Origin of the sequence: Tolypothrix sp. PCC 7712, from assembly GCF_025860405.1 — a bacterium.
In the GTDB taxonomy this organism is placed as follows: Bacteria; Cyanobacteriota; Cyanobacteriia; order Cyanobacteriales; family Nostocaceae; genus Aulosira; species Aulosira diplosiphon.
Genome location: NZ_CP063785.1, coordinates 1,472,720 through 1,499,412, shown reverse-complemented (window position 1 = coordinate 1,499,412; position 26,693 = coordinate 1,472,720). Strand labels below are relative to the sequence as shown.

31 protein-coding genes and 1 pseudogene are annotated in these 26,693 nt (G+C 41.4%); 10 read left to right on the top strand and 22 right to left on the bottom strand.

Annotation, left to right across the window (positions count from 1 at the left end; all coding sequences use genetic code 11):
* Positions 1-91 precede the first annotated feature (91 nt).
* From HGR01_RS05985 to HGR01_RS05965, 5 genes are all read left to right on the top strand, one after another.
* Positions 92-814 carry a multiubiquitin domain-containing protein gene (locus tag HGR01_RS05985; RefSeq protein WP_045869333.1) on the top strand — a complete coding sequence of 241 codons (723 nt, stop codon included), beginning with the start codon at positions 92-94 and terminating at the stop codon, positions 812-814.
* Positions 756-1,964, top strand: coding sequence for a ThiF family adenylyltransferase (locus tag HGR01_RS05980; RefSeq protein ID WP_228045307.1), 1,209 nt, complete (start codon positions 756-758; stop codon positions 1,962-1,964). The genes HGR01_RS05985 and HGR01_RS05980 overlap by 59 nt, the downstream gene beginning before the upstream one ends.
* Positions 1,965-2,026: 62 nt before the next feature.
* A complete protein-coding gene (locus HGR01_RS05975) occupies positions 2,027-2,443 on the top strand; it encodes a DUF6527 family protein (protein WP_263420047.1) in 417 nt (138 codons plus the stop codon).
* A gap of 421 nt (positions 2,444-2,864) precedes the next feature.
* Positions 2,865-3,827 (top strand): XamI family restriction endonuclease, encoded by a 963-nt coding sequence (locus tag HGR01_RS05970; RefSeq protein WP_045869336.1) that lies wholly within the window; start codon positions 2,865-2,867, stop codon positions 3,825-3,827.
* Positions 3,824-5,362 carry an Eco57I restriction-modification methylase domain-containing protein gene (locus tag HGR01_RS05965; RefSeq protein ID WP_045869337.1) on the top strand — a complete coding sequence of 513 codons (1,539 nt, stop codon included), beginning with the start codon at positions 3,824-3,826 and terminating at the stop codon, positions 5,360-5,362. The genes HGR01_RS05970 and HGR01_RS05965 overlap by 4 nt, the downstream gene beginning before the upstream one ends.
* 235 nt (positions 5,363-5,597) lie before the next feature.
* On the opposite strand, the gene HGR01_RS05960 is transcribed toward HGR01_RS05965, so the two are convergent.
* The 21 genes and pseudogenes from HGR01_RS05960 to HGR01_RS05860 form a co-directional block, all read right to left on the bottom strand.
* Positions 5,598-6,233 carry a hypothetical protein gene (locus HGR01_RS05960; RefSeq protein WP_045869338.1) on the bottom strand — a complete coding sequence of 212 codons (636 nt, stop codon included), beginning with the start codon at positions 6,231-6,233 and terminating at the stop codon, positions 5,598-5,600.
* 25 nt (positions 6,234-6,258) lie between these two features.
* Positions 6,259-7,830 carry a hypothetical protein gene (locus tag HGR01_RS05955; protein ID WP_045869339.1) on the bottom strand — a complete coding sequence of 524 codons (1,572 nt, stop codon included), beginning with the start codon at positions 7,828-7,830 and terminating at the stop codon, positions 6,259-6,261.
* Positions 7,812-8,027: a hypothetical protein gene (locus HGR01_RS05950; RefSeq protein WP_045869340.1), complete on the bottom strand. Its 216-nt coding sequence runs from the start codon at positions 8,025-8,027 to the stop codon at positions 7,812-7,814. The genes HGR01_RS05955 and HGR01_RS05950 overlap by 19 nt, the downstream gene beginning before the upstream one ends.
* On the bottom strand, positions 8,027-8,698 hold the full coding sequence (locus tag HGR01_RS05945) for a hypothetical protein (RefSeq protein WP_045869341.1): 672 nt from the start codon (positions 8,696-8,698) through the stop codon (positions 8,027-8,029). Before HGR01_RS05945 ends, HGR01_RS05950 begins: the two co-directional genes overlap by 1 nt.
* A gap of 2 nt (positions 8,699-8,700) precedes the next feature.
* Positions 8,701-9,102: a hypothetical protein gene (locus HGR01_RS05940; protein WP_155539104.1), complete on the bottom strand. Its 402-nt coding sequence runs from the start codon at positions 9,100-9,102 to the stop codon at positions 8,701-8,703.
* Positions 9,051-9,563, bottom strand: coding sequence for a hypothetical protein (locus tag HGR01_RS05935; RefSeq protein WP_045869343.1), 513 nt, complete (start codon positions 9,561-9,563; stop codon positions 9,051-9,053). The genes HGR01_RS05940 and HGR01_RS05935 overlap by 52 nt, the downstream gene beginning before the upstream one ends.
* On the bottom strand, positions 9,529-10,053 hold the full coding sequence (locus HGR01_RS05930) for a hypothetical protein (RefSeq protein ID WP_045869344.1): 525 nt from the start codon (positions 10,051-10,053) through the stop codon (positions 9,529-9,531). The genes HGR01_RS05935 and HGR01_RS05930 overlap by 35 nt, the downstream gene beginning before the upstream one ends.
* A gap of 95 nt (positions 10,054-10,148) precedes the next feature.
* A complete protein-coding gene (locus tag HGR01_RS05925) occupies positions 10,149-10,967 on the bottom strand; it encodes a hypothetical protein (RefSeq protein ID WP_155539106.1) in 819 nt (272 codons plus the stop codon).
* Positions 10,968-12,034: 1,067 nt separating this feature from the next.
* The gene (locus tag HGR01_RS05920; RefSeq protein WP_045869348.1) at positions 12,035-12,304 is read right to left on the bottom strand and encodes a hypothetical protein; all 270 of its coding nucleotides are present in this window, start codon (positions 12,302-12,304) and stop codon (positions 12,035-12,037) included.
* 133 nt (positions 12,305-12,437) lie between these two features.
* Positions 12,438-12,821 carry a hypothetical protein gene (locus HGR01_RS05915; protein ID WP_155539108.1) on the bottom strand — a complete coding sequence of 128 codons (384 nt, stop codon included), beginning with the start codon at positions 12,819-12,821 and terminating at the stop codon, positions 12,438-12,440.
* 168 nt (positions 12,822-12,989) lie between these two features.
* Positions 12,990-14,396 (bottom strand): AAA family ATPase, encoded by a 1,407-nt coding sequence (locus tag HGR01_RS05910; RefSeq protein ID WP_263420048.1) that lies wholly within the window; start codon positions 14,394-14,396, stop codon positions 12,990-12,992.
* The gene (gene ltrA, locus HGR01_RS05905) at positions 14,390-16,144 is read right to left on the bottom strand and encodes a group II intron reverse transcriptase/maturase (RefSeq protein ID WP_045868385.1); all 1,755 of its coding nucleotides are present in this window, start codon (positions 16,142-16,144) and stop codon (positions 14,390-14,392) included. Before ltrA ends, HGR01_RS05910 begins: the two co-directional genes overlap by 7 nt.
* 588 nt (positions 16,145-16,732) lie before the next feature.
* Positions 16,733-17,062: pseudogene (locus tag HGR01_RS05900) on the bottom strand (hypothetical protein); the annotation flags it as partial.
* Between the two features lie 72 nt (positions 17,063-17,134).
* On the bottom strand, positions 17,135-17,356 hold the full coding sequence (locus HGR01_RS05895) for a DUF2997 domain-containing protein (RefSeq protein ID WP_045869350.1): 222 nt from the start codon (positions 17,354-17,356) through the stop codon (positions 17,135-17,137).
* A 3-nt stretch (positions 17,357-17,359) separates the two neighbouring features.
* Positions 17,360-17,809, bottom strand: a complete 450-nt coding sequence (locus tag HGR01_RS05890) for a DUF1257 domain-containing protein (RefSeq protein ID WP_045869351.1) — start codon at positions 17,807-17,809, stop codon at positions 17,360-17,362.
* Between the two features lie 36 nt (positions 17,810-17,845).
* A complete protein-coding gene (locus HGR01_RS05885; protein WP_045869352.1) occupies positions 17,846-18,916 on the bottom strand; it encodes a hypothetical protein in 1,071 nt (356 codons plus the stop codon).
* A 398-nt stretch (positions 18,917-19,314) separates the two neighbouring features.
* Positions 19,315-19,461, bottom strand: a complete 147-nt coding sequence (locus HGR01_RS05880; protein ID WP_155539110.1) for a hypothetical protein — start codon at positions 19,459-19,461, stop codon at positions 19,315-19,317.
* Between the two features lie 39 nt (positions 19,462-19,500).
* Positions 19,501-19,719: a hypothetical protein gene (locus tag HGR01_RS05875; RefSeq protein ID WP_045869353.1), complete on the bottom strand. Its 219-nt coding sequence runs from the start codon at positions 19,717-19,719 to the stop codon at positions 19,501-19,503.
* 30 nt (positions 19,720-19,749) lie between these two features.
* The gene (locus HGR01_RS05870; protein WP_045869354.1) at positions 19,750-20,604 is read right to left on the bottom strand and encodes a hypothetical protein; all 855 of its coding nucleotides are present in this window, start codon (positions 20,602-20,604) and stop codon (positions 19,750-19,752) included.
* Between the two features lie 41 nt (positions 20,605-20,645).
* The gene (locus HGR01_RS05865) at positions 20,646-21,011 is read right to left on the bottom strand and encodes a four helix bundle protein (protein ID WP_045869355.1); all 366 of its coding nucleotides are present in this window, start codon (positions 21,009-21,011) and stop codon (positions 20,646-20,648) included.
* A gap of 37 nt (positions 21,012-21,048) precedes the next feature.
* Positions 21,049-21,279 (bottom strand): hypothetical protein, encoded by a 231-nt coding sequence (locus HGR01_RS05860; protein ID WP_045869356.1) that lies wholly within the window; start codon positions 21,277-21,279, stop codon positions 21,049-21,051.
* A 445-nt stretch (positions 21,280-21,724) separates the two neighbouring features.
* Between HGR01_RS05860 and HGR01_RS05855 the strand changes: the two genes are divergently transcribed.
* Positions 21,725-21,937 carry a hypothetical protein gene (locus HGR01_RS05855; RefSeq protein ID WP_228045748.1) on the top strand — a complete coding sequence of 71 codons (213 nt, stop codon included), beginning with the start codon at positions 21,725-21,727 and terminating at the stop codon, positions 21,935-21,937.
* Between the two features lie 91 nt (positions 21,938-22,028).
* On the opposite strand, the gene HGR01_RS05850 is transcribed toward HGR01_RS05855, so the two are convergent.
* Positions 22,029-22,883 carry a hypothetical protein gene (locus tag HGR01_RS05850; RefSeq protein ID WP_228045749.1) on the bottom strand — a complete coding sequence of 285 codons (855 nt, stop codon included), beginning with the start codon at positions 22,881-22,883 and terminating at the stop codon, positions 22,029-22,031.
* A 441-nt stretch (positions 22,884-23,324) separates the two neighbouring features.
* Here HGR01_RS05850 and HGR01_RS05845 point away from each other — a divergent pair, with 441 nt between their 5' ends.
* From HGR01_RS05845 to HGR01_RS05830, 4 genes are all read left to right on the top strand, one after another.
* Entirely contained in the window at positions 23,325-23,645 is a 321-nt protein-coding gene (locus HGR01_RS05845) for a helix-turn-helix domain-containing protein (RefSeq protein ID WP_235623025.1), read from the top strand.
* Positions 23,646-24,285: 640 nt separating this feature from the next.
* Positions 24,286-25,038 carry a Rha family transcriptional regulator gene (locus HGR01_RS05840; RefSeq protein ID WP_052335127.1) on the top strand — a complete coding sequence of 251 codons (753 nt, stop codon included), beginning with the start codon at positions 24,286-24,288 and terminating at the stop codon, positions 25,036-25,038.
* Complete coding sequence (locus HGR01_RS05835; RefSeq protein WP_228045750.1) at positions 25,025-25,615, top strand: alpha-ketoglutarate-dependent dioxygenase AlkB family protein; 591 nt, start codon at positions 25,025-25,027, stop codon at positions 25,613-25,615. Before HGR01_RS05840 ends, HGR01_RS05835 begins: the two co-directional genes overlap by 14 nt.
* Positions 25,612-26,601, top strand: coding sequence for a hypothetical protein (locus HGR01_RS05830; RefSeq protein WP_081583950.1), 990 nt, complete (start codon positions 25,612-25,614; stop codon positions 26,599-26,601). Before HGR01_RS05835 ends, HGR01_RS05830 begins: the two co-directional genes overlap by 4 nt.
* Positions 26,602-26,693 lie beyond the last annotated feature (92 nt).

Below are 26,693 nucleotides of genomic sequence, written 5' to 3'. Positions count from 1 at the left end.
TGTTTTTGCAGTTGACATGCAATTTTTCCTCTGTTAGGGTATCTAAAAGTTGTTTCTTTCTACGTAATCAAGATTTAGGAGATAAAATTTCATGAAAAATAATTCAGCGGATTCTTGTGGAGATCGGGGCGAGTCCCGTACATACTCGATCCAATTTGCGTTAGATAATTTGAACTTCCGAACTATTGAGATAGCCGATCCTGTTCCTCTAGGTCGCCAAATTCTTGTTGCGGGTGGACTTGAACGACAGGGCGACTACAGCTTGTTCGCTATTTTGCCTTCGGGTGACTTCGAGGATATCCGCCTCGACGAATCATTTGATCTGCGCGGACGCGGCGTTGAGAAATTTGTGGTCTTCCGCACCGACCGTAATTTTAAGTTGACCCTCAACGATCGCCAAATCACTTGGGGCAAGCCTGCGATCAGAGGTTCCGATCTCTATGAACTTGCCAACGTCGGCAATGAGCAGGCAGTATTCCTTGAAATTCGCGGTGGGACAGACAAGCTGATTGACCCAGAGGAGATGATTGACCTAACTGCCCCAGGCATCGAGTGCTTTATCACTGCACCTCTTCCGACAAGCAAGATCGAAATTATCGTCAATGCCAGACCAAAATTAGTGTTTGGACCTAGCGTAACGTTTGAACAAATCGTTGAACTAGCCTTCCCTGGTACACATAATCCAAACGCTGTTTTTTCTGTCACCTATCGCAAAGCTGCTTCTGTGCCTCCCGATGGCGTACTGAGTGCTGGCAATGTCATCAAAATCAAAAAAGGAAGCATCTTTAATGTCACACAAACTGATAAATCATAGTCCAGACCTGAAGCGCCTGCGCGATGAGGGCTATTGTATCCAAATCCAGGGCGGTCTCCTTCTTCTGCGAGAGATTCCTTACGTTAACGCCCAACGGCAGGTGCGAACCGGAACGCTTATTTCGACCTTAAACATGGCTGGAGATGTTACTCAATATGCTGGAGACCATGTAGTCTTCTTTGATGGTGAGTTTCCCTGTAATGCCGATGGTACAGCGATCCACCAGATCGCACATCAAAGTGGTGATAGGGATATCGGACACGGAGTGATAGCAAAGCACTCCTTCTCAAGTAAGCCAGCTGGTGGCTATACAGACTATTACCACAAAATGTCAACCTATGCTGTTATCATCTCTGGAGCGGCGGCAGTCTTGCAACCAGGTATAAGCCCACGAACCTTCCGTGTACCTGACGAAGGGGAGGACAGCATCTTCAACTACATTGAGACAGCGTCTGATCGGGTAGGTATTGGTGCCCTTACCCAGCGTCTTGCTACCGAAACAGTAGGGATTATCGGGCTGGGCGGCACTGGATCGTATGTGCTAGATTTGGCCGCCAAGACTCCTGTAAGGGAAATTCACCTTTTCGATCCTGACCTCTTCCTTCAGCATAATGCTTTTCGATCACCTGGAGCACCCTCGATAGACGATTTGCGGGAAGCACCCCAGAAGGTCGATTATATGGCGGGCATCTATTCTAAGATGCACCGAAGGATCATCCCTCATGCCGTAGCGCTCGGTGCTGACAACCTTCACTTGTTAGAAGGTCTTAGCTTCGTGTTTATTTGCATAGATAGTGGGGCGGCGAAGCGGGCGATCTTTCAAAAACTGGAGGCTCTGGGCATATCTTTCATTGATCTTGGCATGGGACTGGAATTAGTCGATGACTCGCTAGGTGGTCTCTTACGGGTGACAACAAGCACTCCAGACAATCGTGAGCATATTTACCAGGGTAAAGTCAACTTTTCTGACGGTAGCGAGGATGACATATACACCTCCAATATTCAGGTTGCTGACTTGAATGCCCTAAACGCATCAATGGCTGTCATCAAGTGGAAAAAACTTCGGGGTTTTTACCGTGATTTGGATCGGGAGCATCACTGCCTGTATACGACTGATGGCAACTCTCTAACTAATACTGGAGGCTCATGATGCGCCATACTTATCTCGAACACCGTTTCGTCGAGCATATTCCAGAATGTTTGGAGTCGGGCGTGCTTTACATTTCTATAGAATACGCCATAGCTGTCCACCGTTGTTGCTGCGGTTGCGGTGAAGAGGTGGTCACACCCTTTACGCCAATTGACTGGTCATTGATATTTGATGGAGAAACAGTCTCATTACATCCGTCGATCGGTAACTGGAGTTTATCCTGCCGTTCCCACTACTTTATCCGACGTGGACAAGCGATCGAGGCTTCAACTTGGGATGACGAACAGGTCAATAATAATCGCTTGAAGGATAAAGCTGCCAAAGCAAGCTATTACGGAAAGCCTACACCAATCAATACCATTAAAACTGTTCCAGATATTACCCCACAAACAAGAAAACTTAACCCTAGCTTGAGGAAGTGGATACTCTGCAAAGGACATGATCTTGTTCAAAAAATGACCAGTTGGCTTAAACGATAATAAGTGAGTGAGAAATTTCTCTCAGATTGTAATTCTTCGGGGATGTCCTATTTCGTAGGGTAAGTTCATTTTGCGGGTTACTTAAACTACCTTACATTTATTTCCATGAACCTAATTTATTGCTATAAGGTTTGATGGAGGTGATCGCTCGTATTTGACAGTTTATTTAAACTATGGTTTTTGAATTCGACCATCCGTTTATTTGTACCGAAATCATTGCCCCGACAGCCGAGGAACTGGTAGCATTTGGTTTGGTGGAATGTATATCTAATAACTATTCCCGGTCAGAGTACAGCCAATCGTTGCTTCTTCCACAATGTGATGCTGGAATTATTGTGGGTTCGTGCTCCCACAGAAGCTCCAAAAACATGCTCCTAGTCAGACAAATCCAAATATTAACCAGTAACTGAGGAAGTATTAAGTGCCAGTTAACGCCGACAAACCCCATTTATGGAAGCAGGATATAGCCCAGTCGGTAGACTTGTACAACAACTGGTTTATGCAGTTTGCCCCCAGCGCATACCGTAACACTCGCGTTATTACCGCACAACAAGTCGAATCAGCGCTGGTTTGGACAGCTAATTTGACTAACATCGCACCTGTCATATTGCACCAACATCCATCAGTGTTGCCGATTCTCCGCATGGCGACAGCACCACCCATCGCACGCGATCGCCTTATTGGATTGGCAGATGTTTTACCCAACTTGGTCAAAAACATGGAGGAGAAACAACGAATTCCACCCAAAATGGAAAGTGCGCTCATCGATGAGGAACTGGAGAAAATTAGCCAAGTGTTCGCACAACTAATCGATAAAGATATTTTCCCTTGGCTCGATACTGGAATTGACCCAACAGAAGCACAAATCCATAGAGCAGCGACAATTGTTGCAGACCGTTTGTGTGGTGCGGTGGCTGACCCAATTATCCGCAATGCTCAGGAGCAAAGACAACTGGCTGTAATTCGTGAGTGGTTGGAAGCACGCGGTTACAAATATGTAGCAAGAGGAACCGAGTTAAGATTCAATACAATACAGCCAGGAAATTTTGCATTTCGCCTCAATATCTCAGTAAACTTACAATCTGGTAGCAAAAAAGTTAATATTCCCGTAGATGCTGTCATTATGCCCCTACAATCATCGCCTGGAGATTTACCTTTATTGATAGAAGCAAAATCTGCTGGAGATTTTACTAACCCCAACAAGCGGCGGAAAGAAGAGGCAGTTAAAATCGCACAATTAAAGAGCAGCTATGGGAATGAGGTCAATTTTATTTTGTTTCTCTGCGGCTATTTTGACAGCGGATATTTAGGATATGAAGCCGCAGAAGGAATTGATTGGGCATGGGAACATCGCGTTGATGATTTAGCATTATTTGGAATATGAATATTACTCAATTAACGGAAGAAACGAGAGTAAAGCGACAGACTCAACTTGATGCTGCTAAAACTCAAATTGAACGCAACAAGCTTGGTCAATTTGCAACGCCGATAGAATTAGCAAGCGCAATTGTGGAATATGCGAAGAGTTTATTGCCACAAAATCAAAACATCAGGTTTCTTGATCCTGCATTTGGTACAGGCTCCTTTTATTCCGCACTGCTGCAACTATTTCCTCAATCACAAATCGGAACAGCCGTAGGTTATGAAATTGATTCGCACTACGGGAATGAGGCGATTTCATTATGGAAGAATACACCATTACAACTTAATATTAACGACTTTACAAAAGCGATACCACCTGAAAATCAAGATAAAAAAGCAAACTTGATAATTTGCAATCCCCCCTATGTTCGTCACCATCATTTAACTCGCAGCGATAAATTGAGATTACAAAATCAAAGTCAAAATATAGCTGGGGTGAAACTCAGCCAGTTGGCTAGTTTGTATTGCCATTTTTTATGTATTGCAGATGCTTGGATGGCAAAAGATGGCATCGCTGGCTGGTTAATACCCAGTGGGTTTATGGATGTAAATTATGGGCAGCAAATAAAGGATTATTTACTGAATAAAGTCACACTATTGCGCGTCCATCGGTTTTGTGCCAATGATGTACAGTTCGATGACGCATTAGTATCAAGTGCGATTGTTTGGTTTCAGAAAACCTTGCCATCAAAAAATCATACAGTCGAGTTTTCCTACGGTGGTAGTCTTACTACACCTAATGAGAGAAAGTATATTTCATCAGAAATATTACACAATACTGTGAAGTGGACGACGATTGGCTCGACAATTGAAGCGATAAACTTTAATTTACAACGATATCAATTAAAAGATTTATTCACTATAAAACGCGGACTGGCAACGGGAGCGAATAATTTCTTTATACTTACTAAAGAGCAAGCGATTGCTCACCAAATTCCTGCTTATTTCCTAAAGCCGATTCTACCCAGTCCCCGATATTTACTATTAGATGAAATCAGTGCCGATGCTCTCGGTAATCCTATTTTAGAGCAGCAATTATTTTTACTGGATTGTAATTTACCTGTATCTGAAATAGAAAACAGCTACCCTACATTGTGGAAATATCTCCAGATGGGGATAGAAACTGGTATGAGTTCCCACTACCTCTGCAAGCATCGTAATCCTTGGTACTCCCAGGAAAATCGTTCTCCTGCTCCCTATCTTTGCACCTATATGGGACGTACTAATAGCAGTCGGGGAAAAGCTTTTCGTTTTATCTTGAATAATTCTAATGCGATCGCGGCAAATGTTTACTTGATGCTATATCCCAAGACCATTTTGGCTGATGCGCTGACCAGTCAACCTTCACTAAAACAAGATTTATGGTTGAGTCTTAATGATATTTCTCAAGAGGCTCTAATTTCTGGGGGTCGGGTTTATGGAGGTGGGTTGCATAAATTAGAACCAAAGGAATTGGGGAATTTGTTCATCGGTATAGCATTAAATATACCTGTCTAAATAACTGTTTATGCTAACGCTATCATCTAATTCTTCTCCCTGTTCAGTTAGGCTGTGCGATCGCCTGCCGAATTTCGAGCAGGTTGTCTGAGTGGGACACATTTTTTTCTGGCGGTCATAGGCTGTAGGTACTGTTAGTTCTTTTGTTCTAACAAAGTTGATATGCTCCCCCTACATGATGCTATCGCAGAACCTATTTCACTTCGTTAAATATAGGGACTTCCCACACGATTGGTTAACGCCTAATAAATTCTGCATTCTGCATCCATTTAACAGAATTGCTCGTATGACTGGAAGTAGCAGAAGTGAGTTTTGAGATCTCTGGCAATACCCCCAAAAACAAAGAGCCTGCCAAAATCAAAATCAGAGGATGAGCTTGAGCCACATTCAACCACCAACGCCAATCTTGAAAGTTAGGTAGTTGAGTCAGCCGAAAATTCCAAAACTTGAGATTCCCAAACCCAATTCGCACTTTACCACCAGGAAGCCACTCTGACTCAAGGTTAACAAACACAACTTGTATACGGGGATTTTGCTCAACCATTAAGGCAGTCTTGAGCGCTGATGATTGCTCACGCGCATCAGGTGTGACAAATCCCATGACAATCAGTTTGTGTGTATTGTTCAAGCCGTAAAGGTTGAGTTGCCCAACAGCTTGATAAACAGTATTGCGATCGAGATATTTTTTACACTCGATGATTGCTCCACCTTGCCAATTCGTGACTATATCGGCTCGTCCTCCATTGGCTTGGACTTCCAGATGAGTTTGGAATCCGCGCTCTTTCAAGCGATCGCTAATATATTTTTGTAAGTCACTTTCGTGCCAGTAGGCAGGAAAGCCAGCAGCTTCAGCAAACTTGGAAGGCAGCATACAATTAGAGGTGTAAAAGTAAAAATTAAGCTGGAATAGTCTCGAATCGATAAGCCTGAAATCTTTTATCTAGCAAACCAGATTGCACAATACCGTCACCGCGACCTTGCAATGAAGTAACCGCCTCCTCTCGGCGCATTAAAATCATCCGACCACTAGTAGCATCAACACAACGAAACGCAATGCGACAAGGTAAGTTATCGCGTAAATCTGGGGGTAAACCTTGGGGATCTTCCTTTCCTCTCTTGGCTGCACGTTGTAAACCGATAACAACATGAATCTTTAGCCCTCTCCCCCGGCGACCAACTTCACACAACTGCTGATCGTAAGTTTTGCGTCGCGGATCATCGAGGGGAACAGTACCTTTATACTCATCAATGAACAATACCCAGGGCTGTTGTTGGTCTAGTTCAGCCTTAGTCATAGAGTTTCTGCTGACGCATTCTTGAAAATACTCACCAACAAACTCAAAAGTTTTTCCCATATCGTTCATCGTGATCTGAGGGAAACGGTCAGCAAAATCTTCGTAATCGCTGACTTTACCACCACAGACATCAACTCGTGCACCTTGCATGAGCAGACAGTAAGCAGCAGCGCGAAAGAAGTTAGACTTCCCAGAGCCAGTTGTACCGACCACTAACAATTGGGGTGTGTCTTCACTAGCTAAATCAATTATCACTTCGCCATCAAGAGATAGACCCAAAATAATCAGGCGCGATCCTTGATTCCAATGCTTAAGGGGGAAGTTATAGTAGGTGCGGTCTTCTGGTTTTAAAGCCACTTCTACTGCTATTTGTTCAGGAGCATAAATATAGAAGGGTAAATCTTCTTTATCAGTGATACCCAAAGCTAGTTTAGATGCAGCTTTAAATTTGGGAATTAATTGAAAATCCTCAGTTCTAATAGAGAAAATTAACCTTTCGTAGCTGGGGGCAATGTCTACCCCCAAACATTGAGTTGTCAGCCCAACAACTGTTGCAGCTTTTTTTAAACCATCAATCTTTGACGAGTTTGCTATTTGTGGTGCTGAGGTTGAGGTAGCACTAACAGGAGTTACTTCAGCGCTTTTAAGCTGTTGTACTTGCTTGACTTGTAATTCTAACTGTCGTTGATGAATTTGGGCTTGCAGTTTAGCTTGTTCCAATTGCATTTCGGCTTCGGAAGCTGCCAACAGAACATTACCCAATGGTTCTCCATTCTGGATCATCCCCAAAGCCATGCGTTCTACGGCACCATTCTGTCCGGTGAGATTGAGAACTTCACTAAACAGTGGTGCTGTTTTTTGCAACAGGTTTAATTGTCTTTGGGTACGCTTATCTGCATCCTCATTTTCACGCTTTCTGTGGGCTGCGGACGAGAGAAATTGCAGTTGTTCTTCTGCTTGAGTATCTTTAAGAGCAGCCAACATATCCTCACATCGCTCTTTATCTTGGTAATATTTCTCTAGCTTTCTCAGTTCGATACCCGCATAACTAGCCAAAGCGATCGCCGCAATATTTGCGGGTGGGAACAACTTGAGGTTTTTCGGGTTAGCCGATAAAGTTAGCACTAAAGCAGTCAAACCACTAGTGGCAATTTTTAACCAGCAAAGTAACATTTCATCCACCCAAAAGCTAATCCAATAGCAATAACTTGTAAAAGCATGGAGTTATCAGTTTTCCCCTTGGAATAGGTGATGACTGCTGCTACTCCTATAACTAAAAATGACCAGGGTAATAAACTAATTAATTGTGCGAGGGCTGATGCCACCAAAAAACCACATATACTCGTTAAAAGCCGACAAATTTGTGACATTACTCCGCCTTTTTAATTCGTTGTGTAATCCCAAAGGATGCACCTTCATATCTGGCTTCTCTCAATTGGCGGAATCTATCAACTAAAGAAGCTGTTTGTTCTTCGTAAGGAGTTGGTTGTTTCTTAGTAGTTTCAGTATTCAGTTTCTCTTGTTTTTTCGCTTTTCCTTCTGAGTACTGTGAGGCAATTCGTCCCAAACTGATTTCTAAATCATCCTGTACACTAGCGATCGCGGAACGAGAACCACCCACAATCTGTCTAAATTTTGATTCTAAATTAGCTAAAGATGTCCCCAAAGACTTTTCTAATTCGGCTTGTTGTACTCTCGCCTCAGCCACATTTTCACTAACTTCTGCTTGCTTTTCTCTGACCTTATACAAAGCTTTGAGGTAGCGACTAATAGCTGTTGAATATTCAGTCCAGTTTTTCGCTTGGAACTCTGCTCCTTTAGCTTTTTCTACTGCCGAAGCTACATCTTCTTCGGTCAAATCACCAAAGACTTTAATGTCAACAGGCAACATATCAGCAATGCGTTGAGCATTATCCCACACAGCTGATTCCAAACCAAAATGAGAATCACTGAAGACAATTGCCTTGCTAACATCACCACTTAAGTCAGACAGACTCAATGCGCCATTTTTATGTGATTCTGGGGGTTTTGCTTTTGGCATGACTAACTTACATTAATTAATGAATCGCAAGGTTGATACTCTACAAATACATCGTCTTGAAACTCCGTCCATTCTCCATTTAGTGGGCGAAAATAACGACAATTTTCTTCTAACTTAATTTCCAGATTAATATCAGGAAAAGTAACAAGATTATCCTTTTGCCTGACCCTGACTAATTCAGTATCTATGCCGACTCTCATCCCCAAATGTAAAGTTATTCCTAGTTTTTTGTATTGTTGCCAATAATAAGAGAATTCCTTTTTATCTAGAAAATTGACATTGATTTTAGGAATGCCATTCTCAAATAATATGGCAAATATCCCCAAAGCAGGATAATGAATTTTGGCTATTCCTAAATTGTTTTCGTAGCACCAATATGCTCGGTGTAAGTGGGCTGTTTGCAAAACCTTTTCTCCAATTTTTTAATCAACATCTTTGCTAATGACTGCCAAACTAATGACCATGCACGACCGTTTTTAACTCTTAATTGAGCAGCTAAAATATCAGCTTGCGAGGGAATGATGTTGCCATACCTTTCTAAGTTGTTAATTGCCTGTTGGAAGCTAACGACTTCATCAGCAGTTGGTGGTAGATCTGGGGCGACGGCGGCTGTTAATCTCTCCATCACCCCGCTGAGTGTTGCTGATTCCAGCTTGATCTTCTCCAACTCCTGCGACATCACCTCAATTGCTGCCAAATTTGATTGGGCAATCGCACTTTGGAACTCTAACAATTGGTTTTCGATTTGGCGCTGTACTTCTGCACTGATGATTTCGGTGATCTGGGCAAATCCTTTACCCTGATTTACCGTATCGATAAACTCAAGAACTTCAGCCGATACTGGGGATGCACTCGAATTGTCCATCGGATAAATCCCTCCACTCCAATTCCACACCTAAACGAGATGCAAACTCATTAATAGTTTGTTTCATGGTTTCATAAGGCAGATAATCACAGCTATCAATAAGTTGTGGTAATTCCACATCAATAAAGTGCTGTTGTGTTGCAGCTTTTTGTTGAGCCTTTTTTTGGGCTATCTTACCTCTGGCTTGTTGTTTTCCCTCTTCACGCGCTATTTCAATAGCTTCCAATCTAGCTAGTTCTAGTGCTTCTGCAATTTGACGTTCTTTATCCTTCAACTGAAGAATGACCTGTTTATTTTGTACTAACTTTTGAATGATTGCTATTCTTAAATCAAAGTCATAGGCAATCTCTAACTCCTCAATAGCCTGTGCTGAAGCTTGTTGATTATGAGTAGTAATTTCGGTTTTTTTACTTCTAGTAATTGCCTTCGATGAAGTCTGTACTGATGTCTCTTCTGTTGGTACTATTAATTCCGAGCCTCTACGTGCCATAATTTATATTCCTTAGCAATAATTACAGTATTCTCCGCACAACACAAAATTAATTGTGAAAGCTAAAACATTGTTGAATACATCTAGTAATCGAATCATGCCACTCCTAACCTTTTTGAAGCTTTTTCTTTCCACTTTGCTAACTCAGAAACCGAATAATGCCTTCGTTTACTAAAATCTCCCCACTTGTACAATGTGCGAGGTGAGACTTTGTAGCCACATGCAGCCAAGTATTTGTGTAAATCTCTCCCCTTGCATCCCTGCATTTGCCATTGATGCAACATCAGAGCGCTTGATGCTGTTTCTATACTCATTGCTCTGCGTGACCAATTTCTCATCATTACTAGCAATTGATTTACTGAGGGAAATCGTTGAGTGGGATGATCGTGTCGCCAACAAGCCATGTATGTTAGCAATGTGCCTTTCCCTTCATCTATAAACTTTTCATACTTTGCAATTCCTAAATACTGCTTCCAACTTGCCCAGCAATTCCTGGAAATCTCCCGGTTAATAATCCGGTTACAACAATTTTTCACCTCACTTAAAGCTATTTTTTTAGGTTGTTGTGTAACTTCATTGGCTACAAAAGTTTCACCAGAGTTGACCTGTTCGCAATACTTGTCAAATACCTCCTCTAATTTGTATTCATTAGCCTGGAAATAATCTCTCAAGCTCCGATAAGTCACTTTGCAGCGTGGGTGATGCCTTCTCAACCATGCCAAACATAACAGCATCTTTGTCTGCTCTTGTGTGTACTGACGAGTGCAGATTTTCTTGCCTTGCGCGTAACAAGCTCCTGCTAATCGCTCCCACTCATACCATGTGCGATCGCTAATTGTGGCTGATCGGATCTTCTGACAAATATTTCTCAGATTGGTTGATTGGCTTATCCAATCCTCTAGTACTACTGGCATGATTAACACTTTGCAAAATTAAAGTGGCTGTCAATATTGAGAGAGTAATTGCGATAATGGCTGCACAAAATTCTAACAACCCTGATGAATTTTTTTCTTCTGTTTCTATTGTTTCAGTTGCACCATCAAGAGATGTTTTTGTATATTTCTCTCTCCTATACACATTGTTTTTCCTGTTATTACTCAGAATCTATTGCGGGTGTGGGGGTGTGAGGGTTTAGGGAGAAATCAACAGAGTTTTTGAGTAATTTGTATCTTAATTCTCAGGTTAATTCTTTCCCATACACCCCTATACCCATACACCCTTACACCCTGGTTTCCTATTCTTTTAAACATCATGATATCTCCGTATATATGGACACTTGTATTTATTTACTGAATACTACACCTGTACCAAATTGAAAAAAATTTGTACTTAAATTGGGGATTTAATAATGGATTTATGTACAATCAGCTTCCTAACAATCTGTTTAACCCCTACTGGGTAAAGGTTTAGATTTTGTAGTGTTGCGGTATTACTCCTATCTATAGTTTTTTGGGGAATTCTACAAGCTTATTTTTGGTAAATTCAGCAAGATGAATGTATTTTGTTATCAAGGACAAAAACCCTTTAAAGGCTTGTAATGAATCTGTAGGAAGCTGTAATGAGAATTAAATCAGCAGTTCACTCTTTTAAAAGACTTACTACACAAACTGGTTTTTGAGGTACTGAGTCTCTATGTATTTTTTGTATTGCTGCTAATCTGGCATCTACCTGAACTCCATATATTTGAAATGTCTGGTCTAGTTCTTGACGAGTCATTTGACGAAAGCACGATATGCTATTTCTCCCATGTTTCAGTCCCAGGTAGATTTGAAGTTCTAATACTTGTCGGAACTGCTCCCAGTTAAGGTACTTGTTGCCAAATAAGTTCAAGGTTTTCAAATACTTGTTTATGGTATCTCTAGATTGAATTTTTAATAAATTGCGGCATTGTTTAATGGTTATTATCTCCATTTTCAGGTCGAACTGTTGAACTGTTTAAATCCTAAATTACCCGTCGTTGTGTGGGCAATAGAAGTTTGGATTATTGGGGAGTTTCCTGATTTCGGGAAATTAATGCTCGCGTTAGCACCGCGATCGCCCAATCAGGACAATCACTATAAAACCAGTTTTTTACAGTTTTCAATTCTGGTGGCTGTACACCAGTGCCATCAAAAAAAGTTTTTAAATGCTCTCTAATTAATGTTGCACCAACAGAGACATACTCATATTCTCCTGGGGAGATTGAGCAACCCCTTTGATTAATCAGGGCTTGTGCAAATTTATCTATCTTTTTTAACTTGCGTCGTGTCATGGATGCCCTCTATAGCCTATCTGTAGTGGGTGAAAGCCTTTTGTAGTGACACACTCTCTGGCTAATATTTTGAGCAATTTGTAATAATTAACCTTGAAACAACAAAGTAAATGTCTATTTGACTTTGAATGTTTTAGATACTGAATTTCTCGTAATCTGGGCAAGTAGTCTCATCTACTCCATGCGGATAAATAGCGCAAACCAGCTTTACTGCTCCATATTCAATGCCGTGAAAATTTCGGCAACCTCTACAAGTTTTTGGTATTGCCTTAAGCCTTTGATTTAAAGTTCTGTTGATTTCTTCTTCGATTTGATTTTTCAAGAAACGGTCTAAGGCTATTGCTTGCAATCCTACTCCCCCTAGCATTAGAGATACGCCGGAAATCCAACTTTTTGCGCCTGACCCTGCAATTGCTCCTTTAACACCAATCATGCCTCCGATAACTATTACTACTGCTCCTGATGTTGCAACAAAAATATTCAAATACTTAATCTTTGGCATAGTTTTTCTCTCCATAATTTCTCATCATTACTGAAGTAAGCACCAATCAAAGCATTTCCCCAATATTCAGAAAAATATTTCCATGAATTGTGCATTGCTACAATATTTTCTTGTTGTTGCCATCTCAAAATTTCACTTATTGGGCGATTGCTTCTAGTAGATCAAAGCGATCGCCCAAATTGATTAGTTCAAGTGACGGAATCGTGCTGTCTTCAATGACTTAGTGGTTTGTTCAACGACAACAGAAGCCGCTCTTGCCGCCTTTGCCCAATCTCGCATTCTTTCAACAGCCGCCGCATCTTGTACTGCCAATGGAGTGATAGAGTTTCGACAATTTTCCAAGTCCCCTAAAGTAACCTGCTGCGGTCGTCCTTCATCAAAAGCTAGTAATGCGGCTTCGGCTGCTAGGGTTTCGAGTTCGGCTCCTGAGAACTTCACAGTGTTAGCGGCGATCGCTTCGAGATACTCATCTTCAACCGTGATACCGAATCTTTGGAGATGAATAGAGAGGATTTGGCTTCTCTCAGGCTCAGTTGGTAAATCAACGAAGAATAATTCATCAAACCTGCCCTTTCTCTTGAGTTCACTTGGCAGTGCTGATGGATCGTTACAGGTAGCCACAACAAAAACCCCAGCAGTACACTCACTCATGAATGTGAGGATATTGCCCAAAATGCGTTGGGAAACTCCACTTGTATCACCCTGTCCAGACAAAGCTTTCTCAATTTCGTCTATCCATAAAATGCAGGGGGCAATGGCTTGTGCTGTTTTAAGTGCGCGGCGGACGTTGCCCTCAGACTCACCTACTAAACTACCCAGCATTGATGCAATGTCTAGTTGCAGTAGCGGTAGATTGAGAATAGTAGCAATGTTTTTGGCAACTATTGATTTACCTGTTCCTGGTGGACCTGCCAACAGAACACCTTTAGGCTGAGGTAGACGCAGCGATCGCGCTTCTTGTGTAAACAATCGCCGCCGCCGTTGCAACCACTCACGCAATAAGTCAAGCCCACCGAATGGGATAGTTGCTGGCTTGCCCAACTCAATACCCATTTGTGCAAGTAGCCGAGTTTTGTATTTAACAACTAATGGCGTGACAGTAGCATCTATGACGATACCATTGCGGCTCAAACGCTCTTTGACTGTTAAGCGGAGGAAGTCGCTAATTTCCTCAAGCGTCAAGCCTAGTGCAGCCCTTGCCAAAGTTTCTCTTTCTTCCGCAGCCAAGGAAACTGTGAACTGTACTTCTTGCTCTTGTGCTGACTCTAACAAATATTGCAGGTAAGACTGTAAATGTTCCTCAATCTGCTCGACCAAGGGTAGTGGCACTTCACAGTAGGGAATGAGGCGTACCAAAGATTCATGTAGTTCGATGTTTTGTCCCAGAAAGATAATTCTTTTCTCAGTGGGTTTGAGTCGGTGGTAAAGATTTTTCACTCTGGTCAAAATATCCCACGATAGTTGAGGAGAGTTATTAAACTCAGCAAGACTGTCACCAATCCTGCTGGTCTTCAAAACCGTACTTGAGACTTTCACCTCATACGGCTCCTCAATGACTTGACCCAAGTCGTGGGTACTTCTCACTACCACATCACATTTATTTCTGTATCGCTCTTAGGTTGATTATAAGAGTTGTCAGTGGCAGTTTTAACGTCGTGACAATGCCTATGTAATGCTTGCAGATTGTCGTATACATCCTTTCCACCTTGCGATTTAGGAATGATATGGTCAATCTCGATTAGGTCATCTTCTCTAAAGTACAATCCGCAATGAGAGCATTTCCCCTTTTGCTTTTTAAGTAGTATTGCTACTCTTTTAGGTACTAAGGGATTTTCGCCCTTTCTTGAACTCCAATATTTTAAGTTCCCATCGAACGGTGAGGCATCACCTTTTACTTTTACGTGTCTCACAATTTCTTTTTGTGAGTGTTTGAATAGCCTCATTGTGATTTCTCCGTTCTTTGTTGCTGCGAATACCCAGTTATCGCCACCTACTGTATGCCAATATTTCTTGGTTACCCATACATTAGACTTGTCAGGGTGACGACGTTTTCCCCAGCGTTTCAGCTTCTGATATATTAGATGACTTAGCTTTGAGAATATCTCTTTACTCACTGATGTTGAGTAATAGTTAACCCATCCCCTGATTACAGGGTTAAGTTTACTTATTAGTGTTTCTTGTGCAGCATTTTTGTGATTATCGATTATTCTTGCTATGTCATCGTAGTGTTTCTTTACTGATTTTACACTAGGCTTGATGAGTGTTTTATACCCTAACTTTTTACCGTTCGATAATTTTCCAGAGTCATTCTTTCCCACTTTGTATTGTTTCACATTGAAACCGAGGAAATTAAATCCTACTTCTTGCGAGGCGAATATCTCTGAGCTTTTGAAAGTCGAAACTATACGGGTTTTGTTAGGGTTTAATTCCAGTCCCATTTCTGCTAACCACGTTTTTACTATTTCTTTGAGTACTATTATTTGAGTTTTATTGGGGGCAAGAATCACAAAATCGTCTGCATATCTAATTAGGGATATACTGTTCTGATTCTTCACCTTTCCTCCTCTCTGGCTGGCTGCAAACTCCTTTACTAGCTTTTCTAGCCCATGTAAGGCAATATTGGCTAATAGTGGAGATATTACACCGCCTTGTGGCGTTCCCTCAGTAGTTTCTGAGAAATGACCATTGTCTAGTACTCCTGCTTTCAACCATGCTTTTATTTGCCTCCTCATGGTCGGGAATGTGTTAATTTTGGTCAATAGTTTTTCGTGGTTTATTTTATCGAAGCATTTTGAAATATCAGCATCTAATACCCATTTGTTTGAGTATCTGATACTATTAAATATTGCTTCTCTTGCATCATGGGCATTGCGTCCGGGTCTGAAACCGTAACTATTGGGCTCAAATTTTGCCTCCCATTCTGGTTCTAATGCCAGTTTGACAAGCGATTGAGTTGCTCTATCTTGCATTGTGGGTATTCCTAGTGGTCGTTTTTCAACGTTTCCGGGTTTTGGAATCCATACTCTACGAGTTGCTTTTACCTTATGGTTAAGCTTCATATTCATTACCAAAGTGAGTCTGGCTGATGGTTTAAGGGATTTTACACCGTCAATACCTGCTGCCTTCTTTCCTTGGTTATCTTGGGTGACTTTTCTTACTGCAAGAGCTTTTCCAGACCAAGACCTCATCAGGGTTTTTTGGAGTTTGCGGACTGCCTTAGTATCACCACGTTGAGAAGCTTGGTATATTCTTTTCTGAAGCTTGTATACGCTACGTTCTAACTTTCGCCAGGGTATCGTATTCCATTCCGCCGTAGTCTTTAAACTCGTATTAGACATATATACTTCCTAATCAGACCAATCCTTTCAAATCATTGTGAGTACGTCAGCATATTTCAATCATTACAATTAAACATTTGCTTCTTACTCAATCTCTCCACGTTATTACATCCGGTTAGCACCTACTCAGATACTCGACCATCTGAGAGTAAATAACGGGTTACTTCGTTCCGAATAACAATGCTATGTATCTTTAGAGTGACACTATTCACCGGGTTTATTGGGAGTGCATACTGGTCAAGGTAAAATTTGCCAGTCCTTTATCCTTTACCTTTTGGTTGTAGCGATTCAGCCTGATTGCGCTACTGTTTTATCACGATGATTCAGACGTGTCTTTAAGCCTTGGCTTTACTCATGGATACTTTGCTTGGTGATTACCACATTAGGCTTGCAGTATTTCCACCTTTTATCCCCGCTTTACCGATTGATGGCTAGTCTCTACAGTAGGGGATATGCTTTCACTCCAGCACTTGGAGGGTAGGTTTTGCACCTACATTGTTATTCAGTTATCAAAAGATTCTCATGAATCTTAAGCGGCTAATCCTCCTTAAGCCCTATTGGGATTGGTTTCTAGCCAACGAATCGCACTTTGCCGATAAATGGGTGAACATCACCTAAGATAAACACACCAGCACCATCAAAGCTGTTGATGCAATCAAAGATAAATATCAATGGGTCAGCAAGAGGCGGTTTTTTGTAATCTGGCACTGGCTTGAATACCAGTCCCCCATCAACAGCAATCAGGCATTGCTCTAAGGTAGAAACTCCTAAGTTCCAGAAGTACACTGGTAGGGTGAGCTTTTCTTGAGCAGTTGTTGTTAGCCATTGAATGATTGTGGCTTCCTCTGGGGATAGCACTTCCAATGCCACAATCGGAATTTGCGAGTCCAGAGTGCTGAAAATATTGGATAGGTTCATAGTTTTGAATTTTTTTGGTAGTTTGCAAGGGAGAATTTTGTTTTAGGGGAATGTGCTGATTCCCCATTTTTCTTATTGCTGTAGGCGTATTTGATGATTTGAGGTGATCCGTTGCTGTTGTGCTTCTGGCTTGAAGGTGCGTAGTTTACCGCCGTAGGCATCGCCTTCCACAACCCCCAACGCTTCCTCAATTGGTTGAGTCGCTTCAAGGCAGGCAAGCCCTTCAAAACCCTGGGCTTCTACCTTCACTTCTCCTGTAACTGAATTGAAATGTATGAGTATGGCTCGTTCCATAATTTATCTCCTGAGGTATTGCTGTGTTTGTTGATGTGCGGCAAAAGTCAGCCGTAGGGTTTGCACCTGACCGTTGCTTTCTTCTGTGATGCTGCACTCCCCGAACTGCTCTTGTAGTTGGGCTGCTTTAGCACGAACCATCCGCTTACCATAAACCTGCATTAACTGATGAGTAAAGAAGTTTTGTCCTAGCTTAGGAACTGTCTCGTAAGCATCGTGGATTAATTGATATGCGCCATCTGTTGCATTCCATCGAAAGCCGATATCTGCACGGACTTTGAGCGTGTGGTTAGGGATAACAATCTCCGCACTTTGCCTCTCCTGATTACCGTAGTATCCTTTGAGTGGATGAGGTGTTTCGTAGACTTCAGGTAATAGCTTCAAATCTTGCAAAGCTTGTACTAAGCACTCACAGTTGGTGAGTTTTGTTTTCACTGTTGAGAAATGAGACATAATTTACCTCATGAAGAAGTTGAAAAGGTTTTTTATCTAACGGAATTTGAATGATTTAACAGTCGCCACTGTCAGCCCAACATCTTCACTGGTCAACTTTTGCAAGTTGCGTTGTTCAGAGAGTAGCTTGGAGTAAATTGCATCCATCTTCTGTTGCAACTGCGAGCGCCCATCTGACCCCAAATTCTTCGATTCAATTGTTGGGTCATTCACAATCGAATCCAAATGTTCCATCATCTGTTGCAGACTCTTTCCTGCTTCTGGGCTTGCATTAGCTAGTAGTACTCGAACTTTTTTCAGGTGTTTTTCCATCTTGCGTTTGAATTGGACTGGCTTGCGCCCTGGCTCCCAATCAGCCAGTTCTTCAAGTAATTGGGCTGCAAGTTCTTCACCACCAGCAATCGCCGCTTCCTTTAATCTTTGTTCGAGATTTTGGTCGTACTGCTGGATAAACTGGGTGATTTGTTTTAGGCAATCGGCTTGTTGCTCATTGAGTTGTTCAGATAATGCTGGGATAATTACAGGTCTACCAATGACTACCTGGAGATAATCTTCTAGTTCTGACAATAGGGGAAAAGCCTTGAGTAAGTTAGTTTGAACTTCAGATTGCTTATCTGTTGGTAGTTGCCAAGCATTGAGAGAGAGAAAATTTTCAATACGTTCAATGTAATCTGCCAAGCCCTGCTCATAGTCGTCTTGTAACTGAGCACGAAGAGTCGGAGCAATTGAATCCCGAATATTTAGTAGTTGACTCCAAACCAATGGCGCGAGGTCAATTGGACAAATCCAGTCACCATTATCAGCATTCATCCATTCTTGAACTGAAGCTATTTCTTGTCGCAATTGACTGGCTGCTTCATCCAATGCTTTGAAAACTTTGATACCTTTTAATCCAACTTCTGAAGACTTAACTTTAATGAGATCCGATTCTGATTCACCCTCAGATTTTAAAACATCAGTCCATTTCGGAGCGTTACTTTTAGTGGTTTTCTTCAGTTGAATTTTGAAACGAATACGGGTCTTATTAAGTTGAGAGAAGTTGTAATTTTCAACTACAGCATTTTGAAGAAATGCATCAACAGTAGGGTTAGGTATTGTTTGTACCATATTTAGTGACCATGATTAATTTTTGGGCTTAAGCGTAGCTTCAAAAAAATTAGTAATTTCATCCTTAGCTGTACACCTGAAGTGATGGAGCTTTTCTTTTCAAATTACCGTTCCCATCATCACCATTGGTTGTAATAGTAGGCCGCTGTCGGCATTCCAAGCGATTACATCTGAAATCCCAGTGATTAATTTGAGATTTCCCACGATGTTCCACCAGAACTATTTGGTTTTGATAAGTGGGATTTTGACCGCTAATCAAAAATGCATCTCCTAATGCATAAAAAGGAGTCAGAAGTCAGAATACAGGAGTCAGAATACACCACCCATAAAGGGATGGTGTTTTAGGAAAAGTTTCAACCCCTATCTCGTCCACAAGGGACGAGGTTTTAGACCAATATTCATCCGCCACTCGCACAGAATTCATGGCTGAATTCTGGCTCCTGACTCCTGAATTCTTCTTCATAAAAGCCAGTGAGTACATAATGTCGCTTGTCAATACCCATTAATGCATCCCAAGCTTGTTGAGTTTGTTGCTGTACATTCATATTGATTAACCTAAATCTTGGTAATTGCTCGTAACAACGCTATTCGTCTGATTTCAAAACTTCCAAGGTTTGTGCAAGTGCCTGTATTGCATCTGCCAAACTCAAATCCCTTTTGTACTCGCATAAGAGTTGATAAACTCGTGGGTTATGCTCTTGAAAATCTACCAGTAAATTGAAGATTTTCTCCAATTCTTCATTCACAGATTCTCTAGTTTGACTGTCTAAGCACAGTGCTTTATCGAGTGTCTGTTCAATCATCTTTTCGTCTACGATAAAGAAGATATTGGGTCATACCATCTGTGCAAAAGTCTGCTGTTGAACTTGCTGCATCCATTCCTTAATTGCTTGCACTTCATCCACACCATCAGCTACAACATTAACAACGTGTTTCTGATATGAATTAGCAGCATGATTGGGGTGGTCAAAGTTGTCTGATGCCCAAGCAATGCACATGGTTTTCACAAGTTCATCAACCTTACTGTGATGAAGCTCGCTGGGACTACTAACATCTTGAAAATGTAACCATTCCTTGATTAAATCAAGTGGATAATTTAGTAACGTCCGAATTTGTTTTACCCGTAAATCTTGAGGATGTATTGCAGATGCTACAGCAGTTTGCTTTGGATTTGATTGCGGTTGTTCAGATTGAACATAATCGACTGACTCTGAATTTGGAGCTAACTTAGATTGAACATCACGAATAATTGTTGCCCAGTCAGCGTTAGGATTCCATTCTCGACGAATGCGGTTTTTAGTCAAAGCATCATAGAGATTGCAGAAAACTGAATTTTCATCACCGGGAGTAGCAACAATTATCAAAGGCTGAGTAAAATCTTGAACAACAGATGCAGCTAATAAGAATGATTTGGCAAAGTTAGTTTCAATCCCACTGCGAACGATATAAATTTCATCAGCTTGGACAACAATATCTAATTTTAGATTATCCTTGCCTTTGAAATCCTTATCTGTTAGTCTTAGCTCCAAAACATAACCTGTTAATGCTCTTTGGCTGACAGGAATCTTTTTATCTTGTTCAATCTCACAATTATACCAAGTATAAATCCGACCATTAACCTCTAATTTCTTCACATACAGGTAGATTGGTTGTGGTGGATTTCCTAATCCTAGTTTAATTTCCGGCATAATTAGAAATCATCCAGTTCAGTTTGGCTAGAATTCAGAAGTCAGGAGCCAGGAGTCAGAATGGAATTAGCATAACTTGTCAGTAACTTACTAACTTCTTCAAGTTGAAGCATTAATTGTGAGGTATCATCGTACCCAAGGTCTTTAGTAAGAATTAGATAATAACGACACTCTTCTAAGGAACCTTGTGCTATATTCATAAATCTTACTTTATCTGCTGTTCCTTTCTTTTTAAATCCCTCAGCTATATTTGCAGGAATTGAAATAGCTGCTCTTCTAAATTGAGAGGTTAAGCCATATATTTCAGATTTAGGAAATTGACTAGTAAGTTTGTAAACTGTTAAAACAAATTGATGTGCTTTCTTCCAAACTATCAAGTCTTGAAATGTTTTTGCTGGTTGTCTCATTTATTCTGACTCCTGAATTCTGACTTCTTAATTCTTCCTATTGTTTTTGCATCCTGACTTTATTCATCTGGTGAAGTGATTCTTGAATTACAGGTCTTGCGGCTTCTTTTACAGAGGCTTTAGCTTGTTGATATAAAAATTGTGTGACACCATCTGCATCTTCTTCTGGATCAATTTGTGCCCATAATGAGCAACCCAATTCCAACGATTCGTAGTCACCTAAGTTAAATTTTCTATGATAGGTGACAGAAATAGTCTTAATATCCATCAGTTTTTTAAATTCCTAATAATTAAGTGGATATTTGCAGTTTATTTTGCTAAATTGAAATAATTTTGAGCGCGACTTAGTGAATTTTCGTCTTATTAAAATTGATTCAGCGCTGTTTCAATATTCTGACTTTTGTAATAAGTAGGAACCTAACTAGAGATAGTCAGTCAGAATAATCTTATCTCTATAGGATGAGAATGATGAAGAATCCAGGGATTATAATTCAATTCTGACTCCTGACACCTGAATTCTGTTTTGATAGATTCAATAATTGCTACTACAATACCTAGTAGATGTATGACCGAATTTTAGATTTTAAATTTCGGATTTTGGATTGAATATTCAAAATTCAAAATTTAAAAATGTGACAAGCCCCTGACTTTAGCCATGAGGTCAATCTAAAATCTAAAATCTAAAATCCAAAATTGTTTGACTCAAGAAATAGATGTTGATTTCAAACTGGAGTATTCCGCTTCCTCTAGAACAATACCTAAATCACCGAGTTGTAATATATTTCTTCAGCGATGGGCAATGGATACCGATTAAATACTGTCGTTTATCAAAAGCTATTGAGATTTATCAAAGAACCAAGCAGGAGACAGCTAGCGAAACTTTGGTTTTTCCTGTTGATTTAAACCCAAACTTTTTTAATGATTAACTCTTTTGAATGAATCTCATCGGACTTCTCACGTCCGACCTTATTGTGATGATATGGAGGTGGTGGGCATAGTGGCCCACCATATTCTCCCTTAGTCTACGACTAACACCATACTGTCTGGAAGTGGCTGATACTCTATCAGCCGCTTCCATTCCTCAGTTGTCAGTTGATCAAATGGTTTATCCAACAATTCATCACAAGACTTAGTTTCGAGACTAGGCAATACTTCGACCATCGACAACGACCACACGGCATCGAATGCAGAATTGCAGGGTACTTGCTGCTGATGCTCTGATGAAGCTCTTTTCACCCACCAGCGACCATCAGTGCATCCTGCCGAGCCTAGCTTTTTGTCGTTGTTGTAAATGCCATCATCGAGTAGTTCAAAGCCAAACTTCTCACATTCCAAGGCAATTTGTGCCATCACTTCATTACCAGTTGTAAAGGCTTGGACTTTTTGCTTTTGCACGGGCAGTGTGCCTTGCCTGTAATGCCAAGTGATGTGGTTGTGGCATTTCGCCCAGGTATCTGCACGATGTTCTTCTACTGAGTTCACCATCACTACCCAGCGTTGGGTCACGAAGTCATCGTGATCATAGGTGATGCTGGCTATCAGTTTGTCGCCAACGTAAATTTCATAGTCGTAGCAGGTGATTTCGACAACGGTGAATTCTTCGGGTGCTACAACCTCACCCTGTTGTGTGATGTGCTGCTCTAGTTGGGCTTGAGCTAGAGCTTGTTCGTCAACAGCAAAAGAAGCGAAAATTGCTTGCTGTGCAGGTGTTTTGTAGGTCATAATATATATTCCTTTGATAAAAGGGTAAAAGGCGATCGCAAACTTTCCAGGTGGGCGATCGCCTTTGTTTTGGGTGTGTTGTGCTGAACGCACAAGATTTTCGCATCGATTAAGCGTAGCTTTGTATTTGTTGCTCAAAGCCAGTGACATTTGAGCATTACCATACAGGAAAAAATGGTTTTAGTTGATGTGTAAGGCTTTAAAACGGTCGAAAGTTAACCCTTGTCCTGTCTTCTGGTAATTCTTATTCAGAACCGCCCTCACTCCTTATCTACCTTCAGCAGCTTTGACTATTAACTGCTTCCGTTACCTCAGGGTGTCTTGTTTGGTTCAGTTGTCAAGGTTCTGTAGTACTGGAAAGCAAACCTCCCTTCACATTCGGGTGCAGGCAGTTTGTTTTTCTTTATGCATCCAATAATAGTACATCTATTAGTAGTAGTCAATTCAGTAGTAGTTGATTTCAGATAGAGATTTGTAATACTACTAATGGTTGGACATAAGCAACTTTAATACCAATGGATGTAAATCCTATATGTTTACAACCAATGGTAGTACCACTTATAATAGGAGCATTCTTTGGAGAGGATAATTGTGTTTATCGCATTAAAAAAATTGAGAGAGGCTGCGGGTCTTTCTCAGAATGACCTAGCTAGAAAAACTGGTTACAGTCCTCAGTTCATCCAAAAAATTGAACAAAATAAGGTTAAATCACTCACACTAGAAGCAGCTGCACGATTCTGTGAAGCCCTTGACTGCAAACCAGGAGATTTACTTGAGGAAGGTGAGCCACCAAAAAGATCAAAGATAGAAAAAGGTGTTACTTTCGATTCCCCAGCAAAAACAGAGATTTTAGGAAACAAGAGGAAAATTTCGGGCGAAAGCGCTGAAGTTGATCTACTGAAAGCAGCCTAAACACTAGAAGCGACCGCCCGCCGACCAAAGCAATGCGATCGCCTTAACTACGCCACTATCAGTCATAGTAGTCATGTCTAATCTATCATTGAGCTAAGAACTAGCATTAACAAATGACCAATTTCAAAAGTTATTGCCTGTAAGAGAGGAAAATGCTTGGGTTTGCTTGGAAAGAAGACAACGAAACAAAAGCTAGTTAAAAGCGTTGAGGAGAAAGCAGACTCTATCTTGCGTCTCCAAATGGTTAAGTAACAAATAACTTGACTGTTAAAGAATCCATTCAACTTGCTGCTTTCAGTATTTGCTAATAACCAAAATTAGAAACGATCCTTCAAGAGAATGTAAAGTGATCGTTCAAATCTGGTATTTGATGAGTATTTCTTACTAGCGTACCAGTTTTGAAGACTCAACTCATTTGGGTGCGGCATGGTTGCAATGCCCCGAAATTTTACTGCGTCAAAATTTGGAGATGTCTAGTATGGACGCATTGACATTTCAAATCAAAGATGAATTGAGATTTTGTACTCGTACTAATGTACTAATGATGGGGTCGGTCGAATGACCGTCACTGTACTAGCAGATTTTGCAGATTTAGAAACGATCACCGTAACCCACAAATTGTTGATTAGGCGGGTGTAAAGTGAAAAATTCAACATCAGTTATCGAGTTATCAGTTGTTGAGCATTCTGGGGTGTTGGTAGTTGATTCGAGACTCATAGCGGAAGATTTAGGTATCCAGCACAAGAACTTTTTAGCAACACTAGACAAGTATATTGATGAGATAGAAGAGGACTGGGGACAGGTCGCGTTTGAAACGGAGACTGTCACAAATTCAGTCGGAGCAAGCAATTCAGTAAAATATGCTCTACTGACTGAACCCCAAGCAACTTTGTTAATGACCTACAGTCGTAACACCGAACGGGTTAGGCAGTGCAAGCGGCATTTGGTCAAAGCATTTGAAAAAGCAAAGCTAGCGTTATCAAACGCAGTCGAGTTGCGGGTTGTCGAGTTAGAGCAAAAAATAGCAGATCAAGGTAAAGCGATCGCTCAACTACAATCCCAAATCCAAAACCTACTGCCCCCATCTGCTGACTTCATACCCCCAGGCTGGAATGAGGAAGTATGGCGAAAGCTTCCTCGACAGGACAAACACCATTTTTGCTTTTTGTACCGTCGTCGTAACTTCCGTCCTTCAGGGCAGGGCAAAGATGGGCAATTGGCATTGCCTCCTGTAACTACTGAGCAACTGAAGCAACGACAACGGGCAGAATTTGAGCAGCTGGTTGGTGAGTCCTCAGCCCAGGAGAAACAACAGTTAGAAGCAGCAAAACAAGAAGCACTGAAGCAACTATGGTTACAAGGAGAACAAGATGATACAGATGTCCCTTTTTAGTGAACTAACCCCAGTTTTACCAGTCACTTATTACCCAGAATTCTTGAGCCAAGAAGAAGCTGGCGTGTTATATCAGCACTGCCTAAAGCTGCAATGGCAGCAGAATCAAATCAAAATGGTAGGTAAAACTTTACTTGTGCCCCGGCTGGAATGCATCTACGGTGACGAAGGTTGCGAGTATTTATACTCCAAGAGCGTGCTACTGAAACCATTGCCTTGGACTGAAGTTCTGGCCGAGTTGAGGGACAGAATTACTGCTCTGGCTGGCTACAGCTTCCGTATCGTCATTGGCAATCAGTATAGAAGTGGACAGGACAGCATAGGGTGGCACGCAGATAATGAATCGTTGATGGGGCATAATCCAGCGATCGCATCTGTAAGTTTAGGCGCGGAGCGGAAGTTTCAGATAAAGCCCATCAAAGGCAAGCCGACTGATTTCTGGCTGGAACACGGGAGTTTGCTGGTAATGCACTCTGGTTGTCAGTCCACGCACTTACATCAAGTTCCCAAAACCAAGAAATTAGTTGGCACGAGAATTAATCTAACTTTTCGTCCACATATAGGAGGTAAAAAATGAATAGCTTTACCTCCGCAGTACTCGGACAAATACACACTCCCGTCAATATTCTCCAAGAATTCTTGGCGACTTTTAATCGTCGCCAGAAGTGCAAAGCCGCAATACTCTCTTGGCTGGATGGTAAACACTACTATGGGCACGAATGGGTCAGAATCACATTTGAGAAGTTGGCTGATATTTTGGGTTATTGCCGGGAAACTATCAGCCGTCATATGAAGGAGTTAGTTTTCGATGACCTAATCAAAGAACAGGCTGCTCAAAAATTTCCCAAGGATACAGCTTGTGAGTATCAATTGAATCGGGAAAAGCTCACACAATTACTCGATTTTCAACGATGCGAAAAAATTGACACAGATGTGCCAGATATTTCGACAAGATGTGCGAATAATCCGCCAACATTTGAAACTACTTTAAACCTTTTAAAAAACAACAACACTGCTGTTGAGGAAAAAAAGGATGAAGGAGTAAAAGAAAGCTTATATGAGCCAGTTCAAGCAGCCCCAGAACCAGAGCCACCCCAGATTACTCACTTCGTTGATGAAATTAAACAAGATGACTCAACGAGTGAGATAGACCCTCATGAGGACGAGTTTTCCGAGTCAGAAGTCAAAGTCGGTTCAAGTATGGATAAGCCCACCAAGCAGGAGATTGCAGAGATTTGTAACGAGTTGCGGCGACTGCGGATTAACCCAGAGCCATGTTTGGGGGTGGTGAAAAAATATTGGGCGAATGTCGCCGGAGCGATCGCACGAGTCAAGCAAGGAATTCATGAAGGATGGTGTGATAATCCGACTGGATTATTTATCAACAGTTGCCGGAGTGGGGCTAAAGGTAAGAATACTGTAACAAGCGATGTGAGTGCTTGGTTTGAGTGGGCGAGGAAGCAGAGGATTGCGATCGCCATGTCTGCGGGGGTGGTTTATACACCTGATGGCGATGCAGTGGAAGTACAGGAGATGATGCGGCGGTTTCCGTATGAGAGCTAACAAGAGCGATCAAAGCGCAATTTTTTTTAGAGTTAAGCAGCTATTCTGCTTACATTTACCAAATTACCCAAGTCATTTGTCTTATTGCTAAC